Here is a 22,942-nt window from a genome sequence, read left to right on the forward strand (position 1 = left end):
CGCGCGCAGTGTCGCCAATCTCGCCGGAACGCGCGTTTGGAGAGTCTCAATGCTGGTTTCATCGACATGATCGACGTTTCAATGTCGATTTCATCGACATTGACCTCCACACTCCGGGGTTCAAGGGGTTGAAGCGATCTCATGTCAATGCCGGAATCGCCGGCATAGCTTCCATATACGAGTTTATGGTCGCCCGGACAGATGAACAGATCCTCGCTTGCATTCCAGAGGGCACGTTTGTCCGAGCTTACGCCGATGTCCCACATGCGTCTGTGTCCCATATTCGGCACCCTGACGGCACAGGGTTGAAGGTTTTTTCAGCCGATTAGCAGGCCTGCGAATGGAAAGTGATTCCTTTACGGTCTGAATGAGTCGGATAAGGTCTGGAACGGGCGAGTGATCGAGCAACTGGTAAGTCAACTCACCGACAATCTGACGGAACTGGTGTATGTGGCCGATCCGGCTAGCGAGCAAATAAGCCTTTAGCTGGTCACTCTCCAAATGCCTGCTTGCCATGTGTTACATGCGGAACGTGAGCTCTTGCGTGACATGCCCCATCTTTCGCACCATTGATGACATAGAGGTGAAGGTTTTTGAACCGGTTGACAGGCCTGCAAATGGAGACAGCTCCCTTGTACTCTTGGCGTGGTGAGGCCGGTGACCGCAGGCGCGACTTCTCTGATCGCCGCCATGGCGAAGGAATTGGCCTGGCCGACATAATCGATAGATGCTGCGAATGGGACCGGACGAGATGCATAGTCTCGCCTGGACAGGCCGTCGAAGCCTTGGCAATCCGCATCCTCTCGGATCAGAAGGCGCTCTACCGTGTCGAGGAGTTCTACGAAGGCAAAGACGTAGAGGCGCTCTTCGGCGCAGGCGGAAACAGGGTTCTTGGGGAGGCGATCTCCTCCGCGCTTAAGGCGCATGACGTCGCGGTGGGTTCGGTTCACCTCGATACGACAAGCCTCTCAGTGTGTGGAGAGTATGAGAATCAGGACTGCGAGAACGCCATCCAGGTGGTCCTCGGATACAGCAAGGATCGGAGGCCTGATCTAGAGCAGACCAAGTTCGGAATCGGAGTGACTCGCGTTTGACGTCTGTCTACATGAGCAATTCCAATCGGGTATAATGAACTCGACGACCTATCCATGTCAGAGTGTGCCCGACGCCGCAAGTGGGCAAGAACCCATTCGGAAGGAGGTAGTGGTATGAGCATGGTTGAAGTCAGTGAGCAGGTCTTGAGTTGGGCGCTGAATCGCGCCAATCTCACTGAGGACCATCTTGTGAACAAGTTTCCAAAGATCCATGAATGGATTTCCGGAACAAAGCAGCCCAGCCTTAAGCAGCTCGAACGCCTTGCGCAGACCACTCGCACACCACTCGGATACTTCTTTCTGGATGAGCCGCCCGAGGAAAGCCTGCCGATTTCCCACTTTCGAACTCTGGACGATGGGATGCCGAGTCAACCCAGCCCCGACCTAATAGAGACGATCCACACAATGCAGAGTCGCCAAAATTGGATGCGAGAGTCTTTCATAGAAAGGGGTCAGGAGTCGCTGCCTTTTGTGGGATCGGTTCATATGGGTGAAGATCCAAAAACGATCGTGGAAAGCATGCGCCATGCATTGGGCTTCGAAGCGGGCTGGGCTGCATCGTATTCGAATTGGAGTGAGGCTTTGCGCGCTTTGCGAGAGGCCATGGATGAGATTGGAATTCTGGCCGTCGTGAACGGAGTTGTGGGGAATAATACCAATAGAAGACTCTCCCCAGATGAGTTTCGCGGATTTGTCCTGGTGGATGAGTACGCCCCCTTGTTGTTCGTGAACGGCAGAGACAGCAAGGCGGCGCAGATGTTCACGCTTGCCCATGAGCTAGCTCATGTTTTCTTTGGCAGCAGCGCTGCTTTTGACCTACGCGGCATGCAGCCGGCCAAGGATCCCATGGAGAAAGCCTGCAACCGTGTAGCCGCCGAGTTTCTTGTGCCAGAAAGTGAGTTGCGACGAATCTGGCCGTACGTTCAGAGCAATCCAGAACCACTTCAAGCGGTTGTCTATCAGTTCAAAGTGAGTACGCTCGTCGCAGCGCGCCGAGCGTTGGATCTGTTACTGATAAGCAAAGATCAGTTCTTCAAGTTCTATAATTCGTACCTAGATGATGAACGCAGAGTGGCTGATGGCAAAGAGAGCGGCGGAGATTTCTATGTGAACCAGAGTCTGCGTGTCGGGCGAAGATTTGCTACGGAAGTCGCTAATGCTGCTGCAGAGGGCCGATTGCTTTACTCCGAAGCTTATGATCTGACAGGGCTGCATGGAAACACATTTCATCGGTATATAAACTTGATCGGGATGGATGGAGTATAGCGATGGAGTGTCCAGTCTATGTCCTTGATTCCAACGTTTTCATACAGGCGGTGCGTCAGTACTATGCGTTTGATCTCGTTCCAGACTTCTGGGAAGGGTTGATTTGGCACGCCAATGAGGGAAGAATACAGAGCATTGACCGCGTCAGAAAGGAATTGGAGAAAGGGAAAGATGAGCTCTGGAGTTGGGTGCGTGATCATTTCAGCCACGCGTTTGCCTCTACAGATGATGAGGATGTCATAAGAGTGTACAGGGATATCATGGGGTGGGCACAACGACAGCCCCGGTTTACCTCCGCGGCTAGATCAGGTTTTGCCAACGGGGCAGATGCTTGGCTGGTTGCATATGCCAAGGCAAGGGAATGTGTTGTCGTGACTCATGAAACGTCGGATCCGAAGAGCAAGACACGGGTGAAGATTCCGGATGTATGTGATGCTTTTGGAGTGCCTTTTACGAACACATTTGACATGTTGCGCGAGCTAGGCGGATTGGGCAACCAGGTTGCTGCAACGAGTGATGACCTTTGACTGACCGCTGCGTTCGATGGTCATGTACTGTCTACCTACGGCATATGGGCTATTGCCCGCATAGCTGAGGCGAAGATGCATGAACAGAAACGCGCGGCATGAGGGCACGAGCGTCAAGCTGCATGGTTGCTGATCTTGGCTGCTCATCAAGCAGGGATAGGATTCTGGAGCGCCATTGGCCCGAATTCCAGGAGGAAGACCGCGATGAGTATGCACGTTACTCCAACCAATCACCCGCCTCCGTGCAGGATCAACTGCCATCGGAGGCGATCGACACCAGCACCAGTGTAAGCTGGTCCTGCCCATTGTCAACCACATCGTATGGCGCCAGGCGCGCCGTGTCGGACGCAGCCCACAGCAGATCTCCTGCTCCCAGGCTACATGTTGAGGCATTAGGCAGCGAGAACATTGCATGCCCATGCCAGCAGTAGGCCAGGGCATGCTGCGCGGTGTCTTCCGGTCGCCAAGTAAGGCGCTCTCCGGGCGCGAGGACGATATGGGTCAGACGTCCGGCCCAACCTGTGGCAAGCATCAGGTTGAAGTCTGTTGCCAGCCCATAGCTGATCATAGGCGTTTCGCCCTGAAAGACGTGCTGTTCGCCCGGATGCAGCACTACTTCCAGGCCAGCGGCTGGCCGTAGGCGAAGCTCACCCGCCAACAGAAGCAGGCGCCGCTCGTAGCCGGGCAAGCGTGTGAACTCACTAGTCATGACGGCCACTGTGGCTGAGCTCACGCGCCAGGCGAAATCCCGAGCCGCGTAATGGCTGTGGAGAGGGAAGATGGCCAACTCGGTCGTTTCGCCGCCACTCCAGGTACTGATGCGGTGCTCGTCTCGGCGCACCACGCGCACATCTGCGAACATGCTGCAGCCTCCTATTGTGATTCGGAGAGCAGGTTACCGACACCTGACCCCCTACGGCTGAGAAACCCTTCATCCTGTGACGTCAAGGGTGCTGAATACCGACTGTAGTTAGAGCAAAATCCAATTTCGTCAGAAACGAAGAAGGAGACAAGGGAATGGTGTCGAAAGATAGCACTAAAATTAGTTGGGTTACTAAACAAACCAAAGTAGCCCCGCTGTGTTGAGGTAGTGTTCCATGGAGATGAGTGGACGCGTAGACTGGCTAATGCCTGTTCAAACAGGGAATCAGGGATTCGTGAAGGGCCTAAACAAGGCTATAGTGCTCAACGCCATATGGAACCAGCCCGACATATGCCGTGCAGAGATCTCGAGGCTATCGGGGCTGAACCGCGCGACAGTCTCTAGCCTGGTCGAAGAGTTGATTGCAGATGGGTATGTAGTGGAAAACGGAATGGGCGAATCGGCTCTTGGCAGGAAACCGGTGATGCTCCAGGCCAATCCCAACGCATGTTTGATGGTGGGTGTGGATCTGGGAGTGGACTATGCCAAACTCGCCATGGCCGATTTCACCATGAAGGTGCTGGCCACAGAAACACTGCCCATTGGCGAAGATCCACGTCATGAAGACGTAGTTAGCGGAATCAACGCGTGCATTCGTCAGTTCGTTGAAAGGGCTCCTGCGACAGTACGGGGGCTGGCGGGGATCGGGTTGGGAGTGCCTGGCCTTGTGGATTCCGACAGAGGCGTGCTTGCTTTCGCCCCTAACCTGCATTGGGAGAACGTGCCGCTGAGGGAGCTTGTTCAGTCTCAATTCCACGTTCCAGTGTTTGTTGACAATGAAGCAAATGCAGGCGCCATAGGAGAGAAGTGGTTTGGAGCAGGGAAGGGCGCTCAGAACATGATCTACTTCAGCGCCGGCATAGGAATCGGAGCGGGGATCTTCGTAAATGGGGGGTTGCTGCGCGGTTTCAGAGGATACGCGGGTGAGGTCGGCCATTTCACTGTGATCCCGGGCGGGCTCCAGTGCGGTTGCGGCAACCATGGCTGCTGGGAAACGGTGGCATCGGAAAGCGCCGCGATACATCGGGTCAAGTCATCCATTAAGGCTGGGCGACAAACGCTCTTGCAGGAGGCCATTTCTTCGCGGCGCAGCCATAGCAGCGGTTGTCGCCTTACCGCGGATGACCTGCTTGAAGCCTGCGAGAAGGGCGATGCAGTGGCGATTGAGGCTTTGAAGGAGACGGGACGAAGCCTTGGAACTGGCATTGCCGGTTTCGTAAACGCTTTCAACCCTGAACTAGTGATTGTGGGCAACTCCATGGGCCGCATGATGGGTTTCGTATTGGAAGAAGCAGAACGGGAAATGCGCAAACACGCTCTAGTGCAGCTTGCCGACGGCTTGCAGCTTGTGCCAGCGATGCTAGGGGCAGACGCATGTGTCATCGGAGCAATATCTATGGTTCTCAATCAGATCCTAAGTCTTCCAAACATATACTCATAGTGTGCATCGTGCATGCTGTCAAAGGGGGATAACGATCCAATGCAGAGTCGAGTCAAGAATAGCGTCGGGATATGGGCCTTTGGCCATAATGCCACACGTTTCATGCCGTCAGGCTATCATCCTGAGGCCCATGCTGAGGCTATGCCCGACAGGGTTCGCAGAGTAGTTGATTCACTGGGCGATCTAGTTGATGGATACGAGTTTCACTATCCAGGAGAGGTAGACGAGAACACCATTGACAAGGTCATGGATGTGCTTCGCCCGGCAGATCTCTATGCGGTTGCACTTGGGTTGTTCTCCAATCCTAGATATGCGTCGGGCTCATTCATCAATCCTGACCCTGCCATCCGCAAGGAATCAACCGAGATTGCCAAGAGAGGTGTAGACCTAGCAGCGTCGGTTGGCGCCAAGTTTATTATCTGGCCGGGCGGCGAGGGGTACAACTATTCGTTCCAGATCAGGTACGGTCAAGTATGGGATCATTTCGTATCTGCCATAGCCGAGATTGTGGCCCATGCCAATGAGCGCGGCGTAACGGTTCTTTTGGAGCACAAGAACTCCGAACCCGCGATGAGGATACTTATGAGGGACATCGGCATGACGATGTTTGTGATTCGCAAAGTCAAGGAGTTGGGAGTCAACACCGACAACCTCAAGATAAACATGGACTGGCAGCATCTGATCATGAATGGTGAGCCTCTTGCTGAATACGCTGCTTTGCTTGCCAAAGAGAACCTGCTCGGTCACAACCATGGGAACTCTGGCTGGGGCACATTTGATGACGACAACATGGTGGGGTCGTCTTTCTTCATGCAGACCCTTGAGTTAGCCCTAGAGCTGCGCAGGAATGGCTACGGCGCCAATGGCGAGCGAGTGGGATTCGATCTGTTCCCATACACGGAGGACCAGATTGAGGCAGTTCGCCAGAACGTGTACCAGTGGGAGTTCATAGACTCACTGGCTGCGCGAGTTGACTCCGACACGCTTGCTCGAGCACAGGAAGCACACGATGCCGTAGGCGGAAGCAAGATAGTGTTCAGGGCCTTGGGCCTCGACAACGAATTCGTCAAGTCGGTTCACGCAAGCCGGAGCCGAGGTTAGGTGGGCGAAGTGGACGGGTTTTTGGGTATTGATGTGGGAACCACCGGCGTCAGAGCCATCGTCATAGATGTAGAAGGCAAGGTGGCAGCAGAGGGGAAGGCGGATCACGCACTGCACATTCCCAGGCCAAACTGGGCGGAGCAGGATCCCGCCGATTGGTGGAACGCAACCATCAGAGCTGTGCATGCCTGCATCGAGCGAGCATCGGCCGTTGATGGGGGGCGTTTGCCTCGGGTCATGGGAATCGGTCTCACAGGGCAGATGCATGGCACGGTATTCCTCGACGCCGATGGTGAAGTCCTCCGCCCGGCCATGCTCTGGTGCGATCAACGTACCGATGAGCAGTGCAGTGAGATCGAGGAGCGTGTTGGAGGCCGGGAAGCCTTGGTAGAACTCACGTCAAACAAGGCGATCAACGGCTTTTCAGCTCCAAAGATCTTGTGGGTGAAGAAGAACGAACCCCACGTTTACGCGCGAACTCGCAAGGTGCTTCTGCCAAAGGACTACGTTCGTTACAGAATGACAGGTTCAATGGCGACCGACGTATCTGACGCTTCCGGCACTCTGCTGTTCGATGTGGCAAACAGAAAGTGGTCGTCGCAGATGCACGCCGCATTGGGGATACCGGAATCATGGATGCCCGACTGCGCTGAATCGCCTGAGATCGTGGCCAGAGTCACACATGAGGCCAGTCAGGCACTGGGAATCCCAGCGGGTACGCCTGTGGTTGCTGGCGCAGGCGACCAAGCGGCGGGAGCAGTGGGCAATGGTATCGTAACCACGGGAGCGGCCTCATGTGCCTTGGGCACCAGCGGGGTCGTGTTCTGGCACTGCGATGAGCCTGTGTTCGACCGCCAGGCGCGGCTGCACTCGTTTTGCCACGCGATCCCTGGCAAATGGCACCTTATGGGCGTAACTCTGGCTGCAGGAGGTTCGTTGAGATGGTTCCGCGATACGTTGTGCCAGGAGGAACTGCTTCGAGCTGGCGCAACTGGTGAAGATCCATATGACCTGATGACGGCTGAGGCCCAAAAGGTCGAGCCGGGCAGCGAAGGATTGCTGTTTCTGCCATATCTGGCGGGCGAACGCACACCCTACACCGACGCTAACGCGAGGGGAGCGTTCGTAGGGTTGTCGCTGCGACACGGCAAGGCGCATATGACTCGCGCCGTGCTGGAAGGCGTAGCCATGAGCCTGAGGGACTGCGTGGAACTGGCAAGAGAAGTGGGTGTTGAGGCTGATGAGATACGCGTCACTGGCGGCGGAGCAAGGAGCGAGCTATGGCGAGAGATACTGGCGGCCACGATGAACACGGCTGTCAACATCACATCAGTTGATGAAGGGCCAGCCTATGGAGCCGCCATACTGGCAGCTGTGGGTGTGGGAGCCTTCAGCTCAGTGGAACAGGCCTGCAACAGCCTTATCCGCGTTTCAAAGAGCGTGCGAGCTGATGACAATCAGGCCAAAGCCTACGATGGGATCTACTCGCTGTATCGACCGCTCTATGGGGCGTTGAAGCCGTTTTTTGAGGATTCGGCACACATGTTTGGAAGGCCCTAAGGGGCCATTGGAGGTTGCTGGCGATTGCCCGGGCACATGAAGTACAGGGTCGAGGCAATGCAAGGCTATTGGTTGGGATATAAAACAAACTAAGTATCCAGCATACTGCCTTGGCAATTGTCAGCACATTCTTAAGGGAAAGGTGATGATGCTGCAGGGTTGGGGATCTAGCATCGGGCGCCTCGTTCTCCGGTATGGTTAGGTGTCTGGGTGGGTAGGAGTCTACCAGAAGCTCGACATCGGAACAAGACTAAGACATGAGGAGGATCCGTAAATGCGCAAGTTGCTTACAATCGTAATGACTGCTGTTCTTGTTGTGACCATCGCGACGATGGGCTTCGCGGCGAAGAAACCCGTGATCGCCTTCTCACAGTGCGCCATGAACCACCCCTGGAGAGTGGCCATGACCAACGACATCAAGTTCTGGGCCGAGAAGCTCGGAGTAGAGCTGATATGGAACGACGGCGAGTGTGACGCAGCAGTTCAGCTCACCAAGGTGAGAGACTTGCTGCTCAAGAATCCCGACGCCCTGATCATGTCGCCGTTCCAGGCCGCGGCGCTCGATCCAGTCAAGAAGATGTGCGACGAGAAGGGAATACCGTTGATCTGCATCGACAGAAGTATCGAATCGAAGCCTGGCAGCGGCAAGTACGTTGCGTTCATCGGCAAAGACAACCTCCAGATCGCTGAAGAGTTGGGCAAGTTCGTTGCTGAGTCCCTCAAGGATACCTACGGGCAGTACAAGGGCAACATCGTGGAGATCCAGGAGATGATCGGCTCGTCGGCGACCATCGAGAGGTTCCAGGGCTTCAGAAACGCGATCAGCAAGTACCCCAACATCAAGATAATTGCCAGCCAGACCGGCAACGGCAACAGGGCTGACGGTACCAAGGTCATGGAGAACTACTTGGAGCGCTTCCCCAAGGGTAGCATCGATATCGTGTACACCCACAGCGACGAGATGGGCCTTGGTGCTCTGCAGGCCATTAAGGCAGCTGGCAGAACCGAACTGATCGGGCGCCTTGTCACCATAGACGGCCAGCGTGCAGCCATCAAGACCGTCGTGGACGGGGAGCATCTAGCCATTTCCGACTACGCGCCCCACTTCGGAGAGGCCGCGATCAAGACGGCTCTGGATTACCTGGCGGGCAAGCCCGTGCAGCCAGTGCAGATGCTGAAATCGAACTTGTACCAAATGAAAACACCTGCTGGCAAGTCGTTCACCGTGAACTACTACAACAGGATGCTGGCAGAGGATCTGTTCTACTAGGCATCAGCTTGGGGGGCCATAGCCCTGGGCTTCGGCCCCCCTTCTAGACTCTGCGGGCCATATAGACTAAGGGATTGAGGTAGTGAGCATGCGATGCGCTTCATCACGCGTGATACTTGTGATAGGTGTTGCGCTGATCATGTCGATGTGCGGGGTGGCCGTGGCGGATGACGCTCCCGAGATTCCCATCCCCACAACTGACATTTCAAGATTGGGCCCAGAGGATCTGGAGACAAACTACTATGGGTTGATCGTCGAATGGACCCAGAAGGCTTCACTGGCCGACAACGTTTCAGTTGAAGTGTGCTATGTAGATCCCAAACTGGCTCTGGCCTCAGCCGTAGTTGAGGGTGAGGTGAGCGAAGACAATCTTCGGGAGTACACAGCATTGCTAGAGGAATCATACGCAGTACAGACTCCCTTCAGAATCAGGCTATCGCACGGCAGCGACACGCAGAAACTTGACATCAGCGCGTGGGACTTGACTGTTAGGAACGACAAGGGTGCTGAGTTCGGCCTGGTTGATGTTTCCGGAGGAGAGCCTGAGCTCCGAACCAGTTACAGCCGGGGAACCTACTATCAGGCTGAGTACAACGCGGCTTTCTCCACTTCAGGAGAGCAGTTCATAACCTCCGACACCGAGTGGATATCAGTGGCTTTTTCAAAAGATGGCGTCAATCACGAGTTGAAGTGGGATTTCAGCAGCGGCGTTGCTGCGGAGGAGTCCTACGTGTTCGAAAATGCCGTCAAGAGCGTGACTGTAGGTTTGCTCGTGCTTGTTTGCCTGGCGTTGATCGTCACCCGACCAAGAACTGAGCACAAGGGGGATGAGTGTCGATGTACGAGAGACTGAGAGCTGCTCTGAATGAGCGAAAGGACGAGTACCTCAACTATCTCCTGGAGTTGCTATCCCGTGATACTCAGGTCATAGGCCATGGTATACAGGGCGGACGCGAGAAAAACGGCCAGGACTATCTTGAGAGCTTGCTCCAGAGCATGGGGGCGGATGTGGTTCGCGAACCCCTTGAGGAGAGTCTGGTTCAAAGGGGAATTGCGGAATACCAGGAGGGGAATCCCGATCACAACTATGACGACCGTTACAACCTTGTAGCCAGCTTCAAGGGGTCGGCAGGCGGCAGGTCGCTGATGTTCAACGGCCATGTTGATATCATGCCTCCAGGCGACTTGTCCTTGTGGCACAGCGACCCGCTCAAGCCTGAGATTAGAGATGGGATGCTGTACGCGCGCGGAGTGGCCGACATGAAGGCAGGGCTCATGGCAAGCGTACTAGGTGTGAAGCTTCTGCAGGATGCAGGCGTCGAGCTTCCTGGCGACGTTACCCTGCTATCCGTCGTGGATGAAGAGGGCGGGGGCAATGGGACCCTGGTATCGATGCTCAACGGTCGTCGGGCAGATGCCTCAGTGGTGTGTGAGCCCACTTGCAGAAACGTGATTGTGGCGCATATGGGGTTCATCTTTTTTGAGGTCAACGTCACTGGCGTTGCTCTGCACTCGTCGTCAAAGTGGAAGGGCGTCAACGCCATAGACAAGGCCATATTCCTTATCGATGCTCTGCGCGAATTGGAGAACAAATGGCTCATGACATGCAGGCATCCTGTATTGCCGCCGCCAACCTTGAACGTGGGCGTGATAAGTGGAGGCACTGCCGGAAACGATGTGCCCAACAGCTGCACCTTCAAGTTCTGCCTGCACTACGTTCCTAGCTTGATGACACACGGCGCCGTGATAAAGGAAGTCAAGGATACGTTGCTCCTGCGTTCGCAGGGCGATGAATGGCTGCGCAAGAACCCGCCCACTATCAGCATATACCAGCAGGGGCTGGGATTCGGAATGGATCCGGATCACTGCTTCGTACGAACGGCACATGCGTGTTCCTCACAGGTTCTGGGGGATGAAACCGTGGTTACCGGCAGCCCTGCCGCGAACGACGCCAGGCTGATGCGGAATATCGGCCAGATGCCCACAGTCATTATGGGGCCCGGGAGAATGGAAGATTGTCACGTGGTCAACGAGTCAATTCCTGTCGAGGAGTTCTTCGATTTCGTGTTGATCTATGCCGCGTTGATCTTCAATTGGTGCGGTCGGCGCGATGCTGAATGATGCTGGCCATCGCCGCACAGCAGTCATAGGAGGAGTGCGACATGACAGTCAGACTAGTCGAAGTAGAGTTTCCAGAACCTATGGCGCCCATGGAAGTGCCCGCCATAGCCAAGAGCGTATATGATGACCGTATCAAGCGAGCAGTCGGCGCCATGCAAGAACGCGGGCTATCGCATCTGGTGGTATACGCTGACCGCGAGCATTTTGCCAATATGCACTTTCTAACCGGATATGATCCCAGATTTGAAGAGGCGCTCCTCGTCATATCTCCGGGCAATAGGCCCGCCCTGTTCGTTGGGAACGAGGGCATGGCGTATGCAAGCATATCCGAAGTTGAAATGGATGTGGCACTCTGCCAGTCCTTCAGCTTGATGGGCCAGCCCAGGGGCAAGAGCCCTTCACTCAAGCAGATGCTGAATGATGCAGGCATCGCCAGTGGGGCAAGGGTGGGCATGGTGGGATCGAAGTATTATGGTCCCCGTGAAGTAGATGACCCAGAGCACGCAACTGATGTTCCAGGCTTGATCGTCGATATTCTTCGATCTCTCGCAGGTTACGAAAACGTCGTCAATGCAGCCGATATGTTCACAAACCCAGTGAACGGGCTTCGCGTTTGCCTGAATGTGGATGATATCGCCTTCTTCGAATACGGGGCCGAGGTAGTCTACAGTGGGGTGAATCGTGTTCTGAAAGGGCTAAGGGAGGGCATTTCGGCTCTGGAGGCGTCCGCTCTGTTTGGCTATGCAGGCTATCCGCCTCTGTCATGCCACCTTACCATGTCCTTCGGGGAGCGCGCCATGCTGGGTCTGGCTTCGCCGTCGCCCGGCAATAAGTTGAAAATCGGCGACTTCGTGAACTTCGGTTACGGCGTATGGGGCGCCAACATGGCGCGATCAGGATTCGCAGTAGAGAACAAGGATCAGCTAGCCTCTGAAACTACAGGGGTGGTGGAGGATCTCTATATACCGTATTTCAAGATGATGGCCAGATGGTATTCCAGCCTTGCGGTGGGTAAGGCTGCTGGCGAGGTATATGAGGCAGTCAAGGACTTCGTTGAGGATCAGCAATATGGAGTGGCACTGAACCCCGGTCATCTGATACACCTTGATGAGTGGCCTCATTCGCCGTTTTCACCAGGCTCCACATGCGAGCTGAGATCGGGCATGGCGATGCAGTGCGACATTATATCGTCTACAGGCGCTCCATATTACGGTGTTCACGTTGAGGATGGCCTGGTTCTGGCAGATGCTGCTCTAAGAGCCGAACTGATCAGCAGATACCCGGCGACTGCCGAGAGAATGCAGCAGAGGAGACGACGCTTCACCGAGACGCTCGGCATCAGGCTATCAGAGGATGTTCTGCTGATGAGCAGCATTCAAGGCGTTCTCAGCCCGTACATGCTAAGGCCTGAGCTAGCACTTGGGCTGCAACTGTAGCAGATCATACGTTGAAAGGACGCGTGCGCTGTGGCTGACAACAATCCTGTTCTTAAGATGGAGCAGATCACCAAGGAGTTTCCAGGCGTGAAGGCTCTAGAGAACGTGAACCTCGAGCTGAGGTCCGGCGAGGTCCACTGCCTGATTGGTGAGAACGGGGCCGGCAAGTCCACTCTAATAAAGATAATGACCGGCGCACTTTCCAAGACTTCTGGGAGGATCCTGTCAAACGGAGAACCTGTGGAGATAAACGGCCCGCAGGACGGTAAAGCCCTGGGGATAAGGGCCATCTATCAGGAACTTGACCTCCTGCCAACACTGTCGGTTGCGGAGAACATATTCGTGGAAAGCAGACCCACGACTCGTGCAGGTCTGGTGGACTGGGCCGAGATGAACCGACGGGCTCAAGAACTCCTGGGCCGGTTCAACGTTCCCATCGACGCCCGGGCCAAAGTGAGGCAGCTGACAGTAGCAGAGCAGCAGATAGTAGCCATTGTCAAGGCTCTATCACAGGATTCGCGAGTGCTGATAATGGATGAGCCTTCGGCCGTACTCACAGGCGCCGAACTCGAGCGCCTGTTCAGCATCATTCGTCAGCTCCAACAGCAAGGCGTGGCCATTGTGTACATCACGCACCGATTGGTGGAAGCTTTCGAGATAGGCGACAGAGTCACGGTGCTGCGCGACGGGAAGTATGTCGCCACTGCCGAGATGAAGGACGTGAGCATGGAGCAGCTCATCAAATGGATGGTAGGCCGCGAACTCGAGGAGCAGTTCTATAAGGAGAGAGTCGAGATCGGGCACACGGTGCTTGAGGCCAAGGGGCTCACCGTGAGCGGCAAGATCAAAGACATCGACTTTCAGCTGCGCGAAGGCGAGATCCTGGGGATAGCCGGCCTTGTGGGGGCAGGAAGAACAGAGCTGCTCAAGACGTTGTTCGGCGCCTACAAGCCAGACGGGGGTTCTGTGGCCATAAACGGCAAGCCGTACCCCATCACTTCGCCAAGAAGCGCCATCCGGCATGGCCTAGGTCTCGTTCCGGAAGACCGAAAGAACGAAGGAGTAGTGCTCTGCCGCAGTATAGAGGAGAACATCTCCGTAGGGGTGCTTGTGCACAGGGTGTTCAAGTTCATAGTGCGCTTTCCCCAACTCTTTGCCAGGGTAGCGCAGTTAGCCAACTACGTTGGCGTCAAATGTCATTCACTGAAGCAGGAAGTAGGAACGCTTAGCGGAGGAAACCAGCAGAAAACGGTTCTTGCCAAGTGGCTGGCCTCTGAATCCAGGATCCTACTGCTTGATGAACCTACGCGAGGAATTGACGTCGGCAGCAAGTTGGAATTCTACAAGCTCATAGCTGCAATGGTGCGGGAACGCAAATCCATCATACTGGTGTCGTCGGAGTTGCCCGAACTCATGGCGCTGTCTGACCGGATCCTTGTGATGTCGAATGGGCAGATCAGGAAGGAATTCATGGCGGATCAGGCAACCCAGGAAGACATCCTGAAATACGCGATTCCTCAGGAATTGAGGCAATCGCCGGCGGTCAGCTGAGTAGGGGTGAGAGAGGTGTTTCAAGTGCAACGAGACCTCGAAAGAAAGACCGCTGCTGGTCTTCTGGGCAACATGTTCTTGCCTTTGACTCTTGCAGTGATCATCGTGGTGTGTGCCTTCATTTCGCCGCCGTTCCTTACGTACGAGAACCTCAAGAACGTCATTATTGGTTCTGCGACATTCGGCATATTGGCGTGCGGGATGACAATGGTGTTGGTTACTGGCGAGGTTGATCTGTCGGTAGGATCGCAGGTGGCGTTGACCTCAGTGATAGTCGCAACACTGGCGCCAAAGAGCCTGGCCCTGGCGGTTGTCACGGCAGTCGCGGCAACTACTGTGATTGGCTTGGTAAACGGAGTGCTGCTGACGAAAACCCGGATGCCCTCATTCGTGCTGACCCTGGGCGCCATGGGCGTCGTGCGCTCCATGGCCCTGGTCATTGCCAACGGACAGCCGGTTTACGGAGTGCCACAGAGCTTCACCGCTCTGACTAGTTCCATGGTGGGGAAGATCCCGCTTGTGGGAGTAGCTATGGTTGTCATGTATGCCCTAACGTGGTTCTTCTTGAAATACACGAGCCTGGGGAGGTCCGTATATGCCGTAGGCAGTAACAGTGAGTCCGCCAGGCTATCGGGCATAGGTGCAGAGCGAGTCAAGATCGCAGTCTACGCCATATCGGGGTTCTTGGCGGGCATAGCTGGGTTGTTCTACACATCCTATGTCACCCTGGGCCTGCCTGATGGAGGCGTAGATTATGAGACTCAAGCCATTACCGCAGCCATAATCGGGGGCACGAGCTTCTTTGGAGGCGAAGGCGAGGTCCACAACACGTTCTTGGGCCTGTTCATAGTCGGTGTTGTCAAGAACATTCTCAACCTGGTGGGAGTGTCGCCTTTCGTGCAACCAGTTGCCATCGGCGTTCTCATCATAATCGCAGTGATCCTTAGAACCAGGAAGCCGGAGTGAACATAGCACAAGCCAGAAGTGAGGAGAATCGACTATGGAACTCTCAGCCGATACGAGCAAATCGAGCTGGTCGCGGATACTGGCGATCCTTGGCAGGAATCCCCGCCTGTCGGTGCTCTTGCTGCTAACGGTGGTATCGACGGTGCTTTCAAAAGGCATCTTCCTGAGCCCAGCAAACCTCCACAACATGCTGAGGCAATACGCCGGAATAGGCATCATGGCCGTGGGCCAGACTTTGGTCATTCTGCTGGCAGGTGTAGATCTATCACAGGGATCAGTTGTGGCGCTAGTATCCATGGTTGTTGCCTACCTGAACACCAGTGGATACGGCATCATCTGGCCGCTGGTCATCGGCGTATCAGCTGGCGCTGCATGCGGCCTCACCAGCGGGTTGATTGTCACGAAAGGCAAGGTTCCGCCGTTCATTGCCACACTGGCCATGTCGAGCATTGCTCGGGGCATCGCCACCCTGACCACCCAGGCTCGACCCATATACGGCCTTTCGAAAGAGCTGCTAGTGTTCGGACGAGGAACTGTGGCCGGCATTGGCATACAGATACTTGTGTGGGCGAATACCGCGCTGTTGGGTGTATTCCTCTTAGCGAGAACGGTTTACGGACGCGAGGTATACATCGTGGGCGGGAATGAAAAATCCGCCAACCTTTCTGGCATCAGCACCCACAGAGTTAAGCTGATTGCGTACATCCTCTCAGGCGTATGCGCGGCTCTAGCAGGCATCATGATCACATCCAAGATGGACATGGGCGGCCCCTACATCAGCCTGAACGACAACGTTCAGTCAGTGGCTTCAGTCGTAATTGGGGGCACGAGTTTCGCCGGCGGGCGCGGATCCGTATCAGGCGCCATAGTGGGCGCCTTGATAATCGCCATGATAAACAACTTGATGAATCTGTTGCTCATCAACCCATACATTCAACAGGGAATCATCGGGGCCATCATACTTCTGACAGTCACAATGAACCAGCGTAAGATGGGCGTGAGGTAGAACACACACGACCATAACACTTGGCGCGGAGGCGATGAAGGGTATGACAGCCACTAAGGCGCTCATAGTTGGCGAATCATGGACCAGTGTGGAAGCGCACTGCAAAGGGTTCGACTACTTCATGACGGTATCCCACAACGAAGGAGTCAAGTGGCTCAAAGAGGCCCTTGAGGATGGCGGAATCAGTGTAGACCACCTTCCATCACAGGCGGTGGCGACGAGCTTCCCTGCGGATCTCGCTGAGTTGAAGAAATACGACGTGATAATGCTCAGCGACATCGGAAGTAACTCGTTCCTGCTGCATCCCGATACCTATGTGCGTTCGCAACGCACGCCCAACCGACTAAAGCTGCTTCGACAGTATGTGAGCGAAGGCGGCGGGCTGTGCATGATCGGGGGCTACATGACGTTCCAGGGCATCGATGGACGGGGCCGTTGGCATCGCACGCCCGTAGAGGAGTGCCTCCCGGTGACCATCCATGAGTACGACGATAGAGCCGAGGCGCCTGAGGGCTTTGAACCACGAGTAGTTGACCCGGAGCATCCCGTTCTTCAGGGCATCCCGGGCGAGTGGCCGTTTTTCCTGGGCTACAACCAGGTTATCGCTAAGCCCGAAGCCCACGTGCTTCTGGAACACGAAGGCGATCCTATCCTGGCAGTTGGGGAGTACGGCCATGGCCGCACGATGGTTTTCACGTCGGACTGTGCGCCGCACTGGGCGCCATACGCTTTCCTTGAGTGGGGCCACTTCGGGCCGTTTTGGCAACAGGCAGTCAACTGGCTCGCCCAGCGGGCATAGTGACGATCTCCGCCGCGCCAGGAGTTGAACTACCTTGCTGGAGGTGCCTCTATTGGAGACTGGGAAATGGACTGAGACCGGTCGCAAGGCCATGTTGGCTGAGGCTGAAGCGATAAGCGCCGTGGCTGATGGCCTTGATCACAGATTCGACGAAGCAGTGGCCCTGCTGATGAGTTGTACCGGAAGGGTAGTCGTTTTCGGACTGGGCAAGTCCGGCCATGTAGGCCGGAAGATTGCGGCCACTCTGGCGAGCACTGGCTCACCTGCGTTCTTCGTCCATGCAGCAGAGGCGTTTCACGGTGATTTCGGCATGATTACCGTTGACGACGTAGTGCTCGCAATATCCAACAGCGGTGAGACGGCCGAAGTGGTGAAGGCGATACCTCACGTACGCGGGATCGGCGCGCGGGTCGTGGCGCTGACGGGCAACGCAGGATCATCGCTTGCCGCGGTTAGCGACGCGGTTCTGCTTTGCCCGGTGAAGAGGGAAGCCGATTCGCTTGGCTTGGCGCCCACCAGTAGCTCGACCGCCATGCTGGCGATGGGGGATGCAGTGGCTGTAGCCTTGATGACGGCGAAGCAATTCGATGCACAGGGATTCGCCGTATTCCATCCTGGCGGGAGCCTAGGCGGAAGACTTGGAAAGCACGACGACAGGAGTGAGTGAGCCTTGGGACACACGCCCAGAGTCGCAGTTGTGGGCAGTTTCATCATGGACATGGTTGTGAGGGCTCCGCGAAGGCCGGCCAGGGGCGAGACCATCGTCGGTAGCAGTTTCGGCATGTTTCCCGGAGGCAAAGGAGCTAACCAGGCGGTTGCAGCTGCCCGGCTAGGCGCCAAAGTGAACATGATTGGGTGCCTGGGGAATGACACTCTCGGCAGTACGTTTCTCAGTCTCATGGCCGAGGAAGGCATAGATGCGAGTCGCGTCGTGGCAGATGATGTTCTGGGCACTGGTGTGGGTAATCCGGTGGTCGAGGATACGGGAGAGAATAGCATCATCATAGTGCCTCAGGCCAATTCCAAACTGAGCGTGGACGATATCGAAAGGGCTTCTGAGGCCATAAGAGGCGCCGATGTGCTGCTGCTTCAACTGGAAGTGCCCATGGAAGCGTCGATGGCGGCGGCACGAATCGCGTATGGAGCCGGGGTGAGGGTTGTTCTCAATCCCGCGCCTGCTAGGAAGCTACCCGACTCATTCCTGAGCATGACGAGTGTGATCGTGCCCAACGAGATCGAGTTCCAGTGGTTTACAGGCGCCGCCCCTGACGATCTGATGGCGACGGCGGCCGCATCCAAATCCCTTATGGCGAAGGGGCCTGGCACAGTCATCGTGACTCTGGGCTCCAGGGGCGCCTATGTTGTGGAGGCTGGCAACGCGATTCACGTGCCAGCCGAAAAGGTTGACAACGTAGTGGACACCACTGCCGCCGGTGATGCGTTCTGTGGAGCACTTGCCTTTGGAATAGCATCGGGCGCGACGGTGGTTGACGCGGTTCGCTACGCTAACAAGGCAGCGGCAGTAGTTGTAACTAGGCTGGGAGCGATTCCATCGCTGCCCAGAGCAGATGAGATACGGTAGAGAGACGACAGTTTTGAAGAGGGAGCGTCCGAGTGTGGGGTCGGGGCTTACCGCATCAATACCCACATCCCGGGTCGTGCGGCCAGACTCGCAGGCTAGCGATCCGCGGCCACACAACGCCGGTTGTTAAGTCTCCACTGTGTATTGGATCTTACGATTCTCAGGGGTCGCGATTCACTTGAGGAATGGTAGTGCATACCGACGGCGCCCCGGACGACTGGTCTTCCCGGCAAAGTCATAGATATCCCCAAGCAAAGGTTAATGAATGCGCTGCAGGTGAGCAAAGTCGAATTACCCCTCAACCAGGTCGGCCGCAACCGAGTGCCCAGCCCCGCGGCGGGGATCATCGTGGTCTTGACCAGAGACATCAGCCAAGCCTCCGCACAGTCGTAACACATATCCCATGAGCGTGTTCTGGCGCCCTGGCGAGCAGGTCTGGCGATGGGGCACAGATGTGATGGGCGATGAGGAAGGCTATCATGGAAGGTGTTTCCCGCGCGGATACGAATATTCCCGTAGAGAAGCTGGGCATTTCAATCTGACCTGACGCGCTTCGCTGCACAGACGTAGCTGCTTCTGATGCCTCTCGGGCACGAAGAGTGGCGAAAAGATTGGCCATAGGCGGATTCGGGAGTCTTCGCAGCGTCTGTGTGGAGATTGCGGTTGATCTCGCTGTCGCGGCTCCACAGCTTGCTGTGTCGCTACAGAGCATACTCCATAGCATCCAACTCTGCGACGGCGTATCTGAAGTGGGGAGGAGCGAACGGTGGAAACCAGAACTGAGTTTGTTCAGGTATCCTGTGGAGCGAACCCTGCAACCCTTGTAGCATTACCGGGTCCTAGCGCCTACCCTGTGGTCATCGTGCGGACTGTCTACGGGCGGCACAACCTGCCGGGCTTTGGCAACCTCTCTGGCAGTCACGGCTACGCCACTGTGATCCAGGGCGTGCGTGGAAGCGGCGAGTCGTCTTGGCTTGCTCACCTATGAGGTGCGCGACGGCCAATGCGAGATCGTCACCTTTGCGCTGAGATTCTACCATAAAGCGGGTTTCCGCCTGGTTGCGGTTCATCGGGATGCCGTGACTCTGGCTCGGCGAATCAAGCCTGAGATACCCTTGATTGGGGAGGACGAGATACCGATTTGCGACGAGGTCGAACTTGAGATGATACTGGATCTGGATGACGGCAGCGTATAGAGGCGAGAGAGTAACGGTGCGAGAGCCATCACATATGCGCTGACCGACAGCGTCGCCAGGGCCGGTGTGCCATGGCTCGACGATCACCCTCGTCGAGTTTCGGAGGGATGATTATGACTCTGTGTATAGACGTTCTGTGCCTGGGAGAACTGAATGTGGACATAATTGTAGACGCCCAAGACGCCAAGATCGAGATGGGCAGTGAACACCTCGCTCGGTCATACAAGCTGTGCCTGGGGAGCTCCACCGCCATATGCGCAGTGGGCCTCGCGCGCCTTGGCGCAAGAGTCAGGTTCGTGGGGGCAGTGGGCGATGACATGTTCGGCGAGTTTGTCCTGAGAGCGCTGTCGTCGGAGGGAGTGGATGTATCCCACGTCAAACAGGTGGGCGGCGCACCGACAGGCTTGACTCTCAGTTTCACGAACGGAACGGACAGGGCCCTGCTGACCATTCCAGGCCTGATCTCCAGCGCTGCCGCAGAGGATTTGGACGTGATGAGTGTCTTGGCCCAAACGGGGGCGCGACACCTCCACTGTTCGTCCTATTACCTTCAATCTGGCTTAAGACCCTCGCTGCCGACAGTCTTCAGAGCCGCAAAAGATGCAGGGATGACAATATCACTCGACACAGGGCACGACCCGGATGAGATGTGGGAGGGCGGCATCCTTGACGCGTTGCCCTATGTGGACGTATTCTTGCCCAACGAGGTAGAGGTCAGGAGCATTGCAGCAAAGCTCGGCCAAGATACTGAACCAGAGCTAACTTACAAGGCTGCGGCAAGGATCGCTGCGCTGACTCGCATGGTGGTTGCAAAGATGGGGCATCGGGGGGCAATGGCGGTTTCGAGAGACGGCGACGGATATGAAGTAGCCGCGTGTCCGGCCAATGATGTGCAGGTTGTGGACACAACAGGCGCCGGCGATGCGTTCAATGCAGGTTTCATCTACGCCATGCTTCGAGGCCGCTCGACCCGTGAGTGCCTTGCAATAGGAAACGCATGCGCAGGTCTTTCGACGATGGGCACAGGCGGAACCGAGAAGATGGCGAATCTAGAGGCGCTTGCGCAGTTTCTGCATGATCACGGCGCGCCGGGGCTCGCAGCATCACTGAAACCGTGAGGCGAAATCGGAAGTATTGCTGTGGATCTTCAAGACATTACAGCCTTGCTGAACTCCGTTGAAGACGGTCAAGCCATAGCAGCGTTTAGCCAGATCCGCTGCAAGCCAGAGAATTCGTGCCTAAACTGCTTCGACCAGAAGCACGAAGTCACTGTCGCCCGTGACCCGATAGGAAATGCGGGCTTCTCTACAACGCCTAGACATCGCGTGCCTCGCGTGAACTGGGCGAGCTGATGGATGAAGTTTAGCGGCTCTGAACCTGAGGCTAAGTCACTCAGCGAGCATGACTTGGGGTAGTATTTGGGGCAATATGGTGGGCGCAAACGACAGATTCAACTACGTCCACTGAACTATATGTCCACTTAACTGATGAAATGGGGCGGCGTGTTGCGATACGACATAGGCGACATCAAACGCATGGAACGGGAAAGCAACCGGTTGATTGGCGAGATGAGGTTCGCCGAGGCTGAGGCCATGCTGAGGGAGGCATTGCAGGTCACGTCGACGCCTCCTGTTCTGAACAATTTGGCGTTCTGTCGCTTCTACCAGAACGATTCCGAAGAGGCACTCGAGATACTTCAGCCCAACCTTTCGACTGGCGTTCATAATCCCTTCGCTCACGCACTTGCAGCCCAGATATGCGTTGCGTTGGGACGCCGGGATGAGGCCGAGAAGCACCTGGAAAGCGCCATCCGCGATTTTGAAGATGGCCTGCCCAAGGCGCGCTTGGCCCCGGCTGCAATAGCCAAACCGTGGCGCCAGTACAGTGTAGCGTTGAAAAGGGCAGCCGGCGACCTCGGCCGCCATCAGCTGGTAATTGATCTGTACCGTCGCCACGAAACCTACCATGCCGGCGTAGAAGATCGCTTCTTGGCAGGTGTTGCCGAGTTTAACCTCGATCGGATCGGAAGAGCCATTTCCTATTGGAAGAAAGTGCCCTGGCAGTTTGCAGCTGATTACGTCTACGTGGCTCAAGCAGTGGACATGGGGGTGGTCCCTCGGTTTTCTCTCGAGTATCGCCTACCCGATCTTGGTGGCACATATCCCCAAATGGCCGCTAAGGGCGCTGGCCGCATGATGATCGTTCATAGTCTGCTGGCAGGAGAGACGATAGGCGGAGACACGCGTGCAGCCAGCGCCATGCTTAGCCTAGCTGTGGACGTGGATCGCGAATGGGGTTTGCAGCTTGCGAAGAACATTATCGAGTATCCCGCGGCGTCGAGTGCGGTGAAAACGGCTGCGCTTGGCATCTTGGTGGACTGCGGCGTCTGCCAAAAGGGCCAGCTCATCGATGCGGTGGACGAGAATGGGAGAGAAACTCGCGTGTCGGTCCAGGAGAAGATAATCACTTTTGACACTGACGAACAGGACAAGGAGGCCATTCTCAAGGCGGCTGAGCTCGGCGACGCCGACAGGTTCGATGAAGCAATCGAAGTGCTGTGTGAAGCAACAGATGCTCATGAAGTCAGTTTCCGAGTGTACCTTGCCCTGGCGACCACATACATGTACAAGGGTGATCTCGACCGAGCCCATGATCTGCTTTCCATGCTTCGTGACATAGCGCCTGATCACCCCATGCTTTTGTTCCGTTTAGCTGAGTACTACACGAAGTCAGGCCGTGTTGATGAGGCCATTCGCTGCTTGGATCGCATAGATCTGGAGACCATGTCCCCAACATTTCGAAAGGGAATCGCGGATCTGCGCGAAGCGTTAGGTCGGGCTTCAAACTAAAACCGAGCTCACAGGGGGTATACAGAAGGCGAGCTTGAATGTCACGTGCAGCAGATTTGGGGTTGATCTGAACCCAGCCCAGATTGTGAAGATAGGTGAGCTGTTGCAGAGTAGCCAGATTCAAATGACCGAGCGGCGATAGGGATATTCCTGGATATTCTGGGTATCTACACGGTGAGCTTCGGGTTCGGGCTCAAAGATGAGTATTTTCACGCTCCCGACGAGTTCTTTCGTATAAGCAGCTGGGATCGAGGC

General features: G+C 55.9%; 22 protein-coding genes. 20 read left to right on the forward strand and 2 right to left on the reverse strand.

Annotated features, from left to right (window positions below; all coding sequences use genetic code 11):
* The coding region (locus tag VB144_03500) for a hypothetical protein (GenBank protein MEA4882724.1) at window positions 1-281 on the reverse strand (281 nt) is incomplete at its 3' end.
* A gap of 351 nt (window positions 282-632) precedes the next feature.
* Here VB144_03500 and VB144_03505 point away from each other — a divergent pair.
* The 3 genes from VB144_03505 (at window position 633) to VB144_03515 (ending at window position 2,887) form a co-directional block, all read left to right on the forward strand.
* Complete coding sequence (locus VB144_03505) at window positions 633-1,094, forward strand: DUF4277 domain-containing protein (protein ID MEA4882725.1); 462 nt, start codon at window positions 633-635, stop codon at window positions 1,092-1,094.
* 114 nt (window positions 1,095-1,208) lie between these two features.
* Window positions 1,209-2,360, forward strand: coding sequence for an ImmA/IrrE family metallo-endopeptidase (locus VB144_03510; protein ID MEA4882726.1), 1,152 nt, complete (start codon window positions 1,209-1,211; stop codon window positions 2,358-2,360).
* Window positions 2,361-2,362: 2 nt separating this feature from the next.
* Complete coding sequence (locus VB144_03515) at window positions 2,363-2,887, forward strand: DUF4411 family protein (protein ID MEA4882727.1); 525 nt, start codon at window positions 2,363-2,365, stop codon at window positions 2,885-2,887.
* A gap of 250 nt (window positions 2,888-3,137) precedes the next feature.
* Here VB144_03515 and VB144_03520 read toward each other — a convergent pair whose 3' ends face one another.
* On the reverse strand, window positions 3,138-3,749 hold the full coding sequence (locus tag VB144_03520) for a HutD family protein (GenBank protein ID MEA4882728.1): 612 nt from the start codon (window positions 3,747-3,749) through the stop codon (window positions 3,138-3,140).
* Window positions 3,750-3,984: 235 nt separating this feature from the next.
* Here VB144_03520 and VB144_03525 point away from each other — a divergent pair, with 235 nt between their 5' ends.
* The 17 genes from VB144_03525 to VB144_03605 all read left to right on the forward strand — a co-directional run bounded on the left by VB144_03525 (window position 3,985) and on the right by VB144_03605 (window position 22,687).
* The gene (locus VB144_03525) at window positions 3,985-5,250 is read left to right on the forward strand and encodes an ROK family transcriptional regulator (GenBank protein MEA4882729.1); all 1,266 of its coding nucleotides are present in this window, start codon (window positions 3,985-3,987) and stop codon (window positions 5,248-5,250) included.
* 39 nt (window positions 5,251-5,289) lie between these two features.
* Window positions 5,290-6,351, forward strand: a complete 1,062-nt coding sequence (locus VB144_03530; protein ID MEA4882730.1) for a TIM barrel protein — start codon at window positions 5,290-5,292, stop codon at window positions 6,349-6,351.
* Window positions 6,352-7,911, forward strand: a complete 1,560-nt coding sequence (gene xylB / locus VB144_03535; protein ID MEA4882731.1) for a xylulokinase — start codon at window positions 6,352-6,354, stop codon at window positions 7,909-7,911.
* A gap of 274 nt (window positions 7,912-8,185) precedes the next feature.
* Complete coding sequence (locus tag VB144_03540) at window positions 8,186-9,181, forward strand: ABC transporter substrate-binding protein (protein MEA4882732.1); 996 nt, start codon at window positions 8,186-8,188, stop codon at window positions 9,179-9,181.
* A gap of 88 nt (window positions 9,182-9,269) precedes the next feature.
* Complete coding sequence (locus VB144_03545) at window positions 9,270-10,034, forward strand: hypothetical protein (protein ID MEA4882733.1); 765 nt, start codon at window positions 9,270-9,272, stop codon at window positions 10,032-10,034.
* The gene (locus tag VB144_03550) at window positions 10,019-11,302 is read left to right on the forward strand and encodes an ArgE/DapE family deacylase (protein MEA4882734.1); all 1,284 of its coding nucleotides are present in this window, start codon (window positions 10,019-10,021) and stop codon (window positions 11,300-11,302) included. The genes VB144_03545 and VB144_03550 overlap by 16 nt, the downstream gene beginning before the upstream one ends.
* Window positions 11,303-11,343: 41 nt before the next feature.
* Window positions 11,344-12,738, forward strand: coding sequence for an aminopeptidase P family N-terminal domain-containing protein (locus VB144_03555; GenBank protein ID MEA4882735.1), 1,395 nt, complete (start codon window positions 11,344-11,346; stop codon window positions 12,736-12,738).
* Between the two features lie 30 nt (window positions 12,739-12,768).
* Entirely contained in the window at window positions 12,769-14,289 is a 1,521-nt protein-coding gene (locus VB144_03560) for a sugar ABC transporter ATP-binding protein (GenBank protein ID MEA4882736.1), read from the forward strand.
* Between the two features lie 24 nt (window positions 14,290-14,313).
* Entirely contained in the window at window positions 14,314-15,255 is a 942-nt protein-coding gene (locus tag VB144_03565) for an ABC transporter permease (GenBank protein MEA4882737.1), read from the forward strand.
* 34 nt (window positions 15,256-15,289) lie between these two features.
* Window positions 15,290-16,261 (forward strand): ABC transporter permease, encoded by a 972-nt coding sequence (locus VB144_03570; protein ID MEA4882738.1) that lies wholly within the window; start codon window positions 15,290-15,292, stop codon window positions 16,259-16,261.
* Window positions 16,262-16,304: 43 nt separating this feature from the next.
* A complete protein-coding gene (locus VB144_03575; protein MEA4882739.1) occupies window positions 16,305-17,060 on the forward strand; it encodes a glutamine amidotransferase in 756 nt (251 codons plus the stop codon).
* A gap of 43 nt (window positions 17,061-17,103) precedes the next feature.
* Window positions 17,104-17,727, forward strand: a complete 624-nt coding sequence (locus VB144_03580) for an SIS domain-containing protein (GenBank protein MEA4882740.1) — start codon at window positions 17,104-17,106, stop codon at window positions 17,725-17,727.
* A 3-nt stretch (window positions 17,728-17,730) separates the two neighbouring features.
* Complete coding sequence (rbsK, locus tag VB144_03585; GenBank protein MEA4882741.1) at window positions 17,731-18,642, forward strand: ribokinase; 912 nt, start codon at window positions 17,731-17,733, stop codon at window positions 18,640-18,642.
* 766 nt (window positions 18,643-19,408) lie between these two features.
* Window positions 19,409-19,630, forward strand: coding sequence for a hypothetical protein (locus tag VB144_03590; GenBank protein MEA4882742.1), 222 nt, complete (start codon window positions 19,409-19,411; stop codon window positions 19,628-19,630).
* The gene (locus VB144_03595) at window positions 19,617-19,838 is read left to right on the forward strand and encodes a hypothetical protein (GenBank protein ID MEA4882743.1); all 222 of its coding nucleotides are present in this window, start codon (window positions 19,617-19,619) and stop codon (window positions 19,836-19,838) included. Before VB144_03590 ends, VB144_03595 begins: the two co-directional genes overlap by 14 nt.
* 113 nt (window positions 19,839-19,951) lie before the next feature.
* On the forward strand, window positions 19,952-20,956 hold the full coding sequence (locus tag VB144_03600) for a carbohydrate kinase family protein (GenBank protein ID MEA4882744.1): 1,005 nt from the start codon (window positions 19,952-19,954) through the stop codon (window positions 20,954-20,956).
* Between the two features lie 387 nt (window positions 20,957-21,343).
* A complete protein-coding gene (locus tag VB144_03605) occupies window positions 21,344-22,687 on the forward strand; it encodes a tetratricopeptide repeat protein (protein MEA4882745.1) in 1,344 nt (447 codons plus the stop codon).
* The last annotated feature ends 255 nt before the right edge of the window (window positions 22,688-22,942 follow it).

The organism is Clostridia bacterium (genome assembly GCA_034926675.1).
Classification (GTDB): domain Bacteria; phylum Bacillota; class DTU025; order DTU025; family DTU025; genus JAYFQW01.

Excerpts from the sequence above, each read along its gene's own strand:
- VB144_03510 (MEA4882726.1), top strand. The coding sequence starts at position 1,209 with ATGAGCATGGTTGAAGTCAGTGAGCAGGTCTTGAGTTGGGCGCTGAAT.
- VB144_03515 (MEA4882727.1), top strand. The coding sequence starts at position 2,363 with ATGGAGTGTCCAGTCTATGTCCTTGATTCCAACGTTTTCATACAGGCG.
- VB144_03520 (MEA4882728.1), bottom strand. The coding sequence starts at position 3,749 with ATGTTCGCAGATGTGCGCGTGGTGCGCCGAGACGAGCACCGCATCAGT.
- VB144_03525 (MEA4882729.1), top strand. The coding sequence starts at position 3,985 with ATGGAGATGAGTGGACGCGTAGACTGGCTAATGCCTGTTCAAACAGGG.
- VB144_03530 (MEA4882730.1), top strand. The coding sequence starts at position 5,290 with ATGCAGAGTCGAGTCAAGAATAGCGTCGGGATATGGGCCTTTGGCCAT.
- VB144_03540 (MEA4882732.1), top strand. The coding sequence starts at position 8,186 with ATGCGCAAGTTGCTTACAATCGTAATGACTGCTGTTCTTGTTGTGACC.
- VB144_03545 (MEA4882733.1), top strand. The coding sequence starts at position 9,270 with ATGCGATGCGCTTCATCACGCGTGATACTTGTGATAGGTGTTGCGCTG.
- VB144_03550 (MEA4882734.1), top strand. The coding sequence starts at position 10,019 with ATGTACGAGAGACTGAGAGCTGCTCTGAATGAGCGAAAGGACGAGTAC.
- VB144_03555 (MEA4882735.1), top strand. The coding sequence starts at position 11,344 with ATGACAGTCAGACTAGTCGAAGTAGAGTTTCCAGAACCTATGGCGCCC.
- VB144_03570 (MEA4882738.1), top strand. The coding sequence starts at position 15,290 with ATGGAACTCTCAGCCGATACGAGCAAATCGAGCTGGTCGCGGATACTG.
- VB144_03575 (MEA4882739.1), top strand. The coding sequence starts at position 16,305 with ATGACAGCCACTAAGGCGCTCATAGTTGGCGAATCATGGACCAGTGTG.
- VB144_03600 (MEA4882744.1), top strand. The coding sequence starts at position 19,952 with ATGACTCTGTGTATAGACGTTCTGTGCCTGGGAGAACTGAATGTGGAC.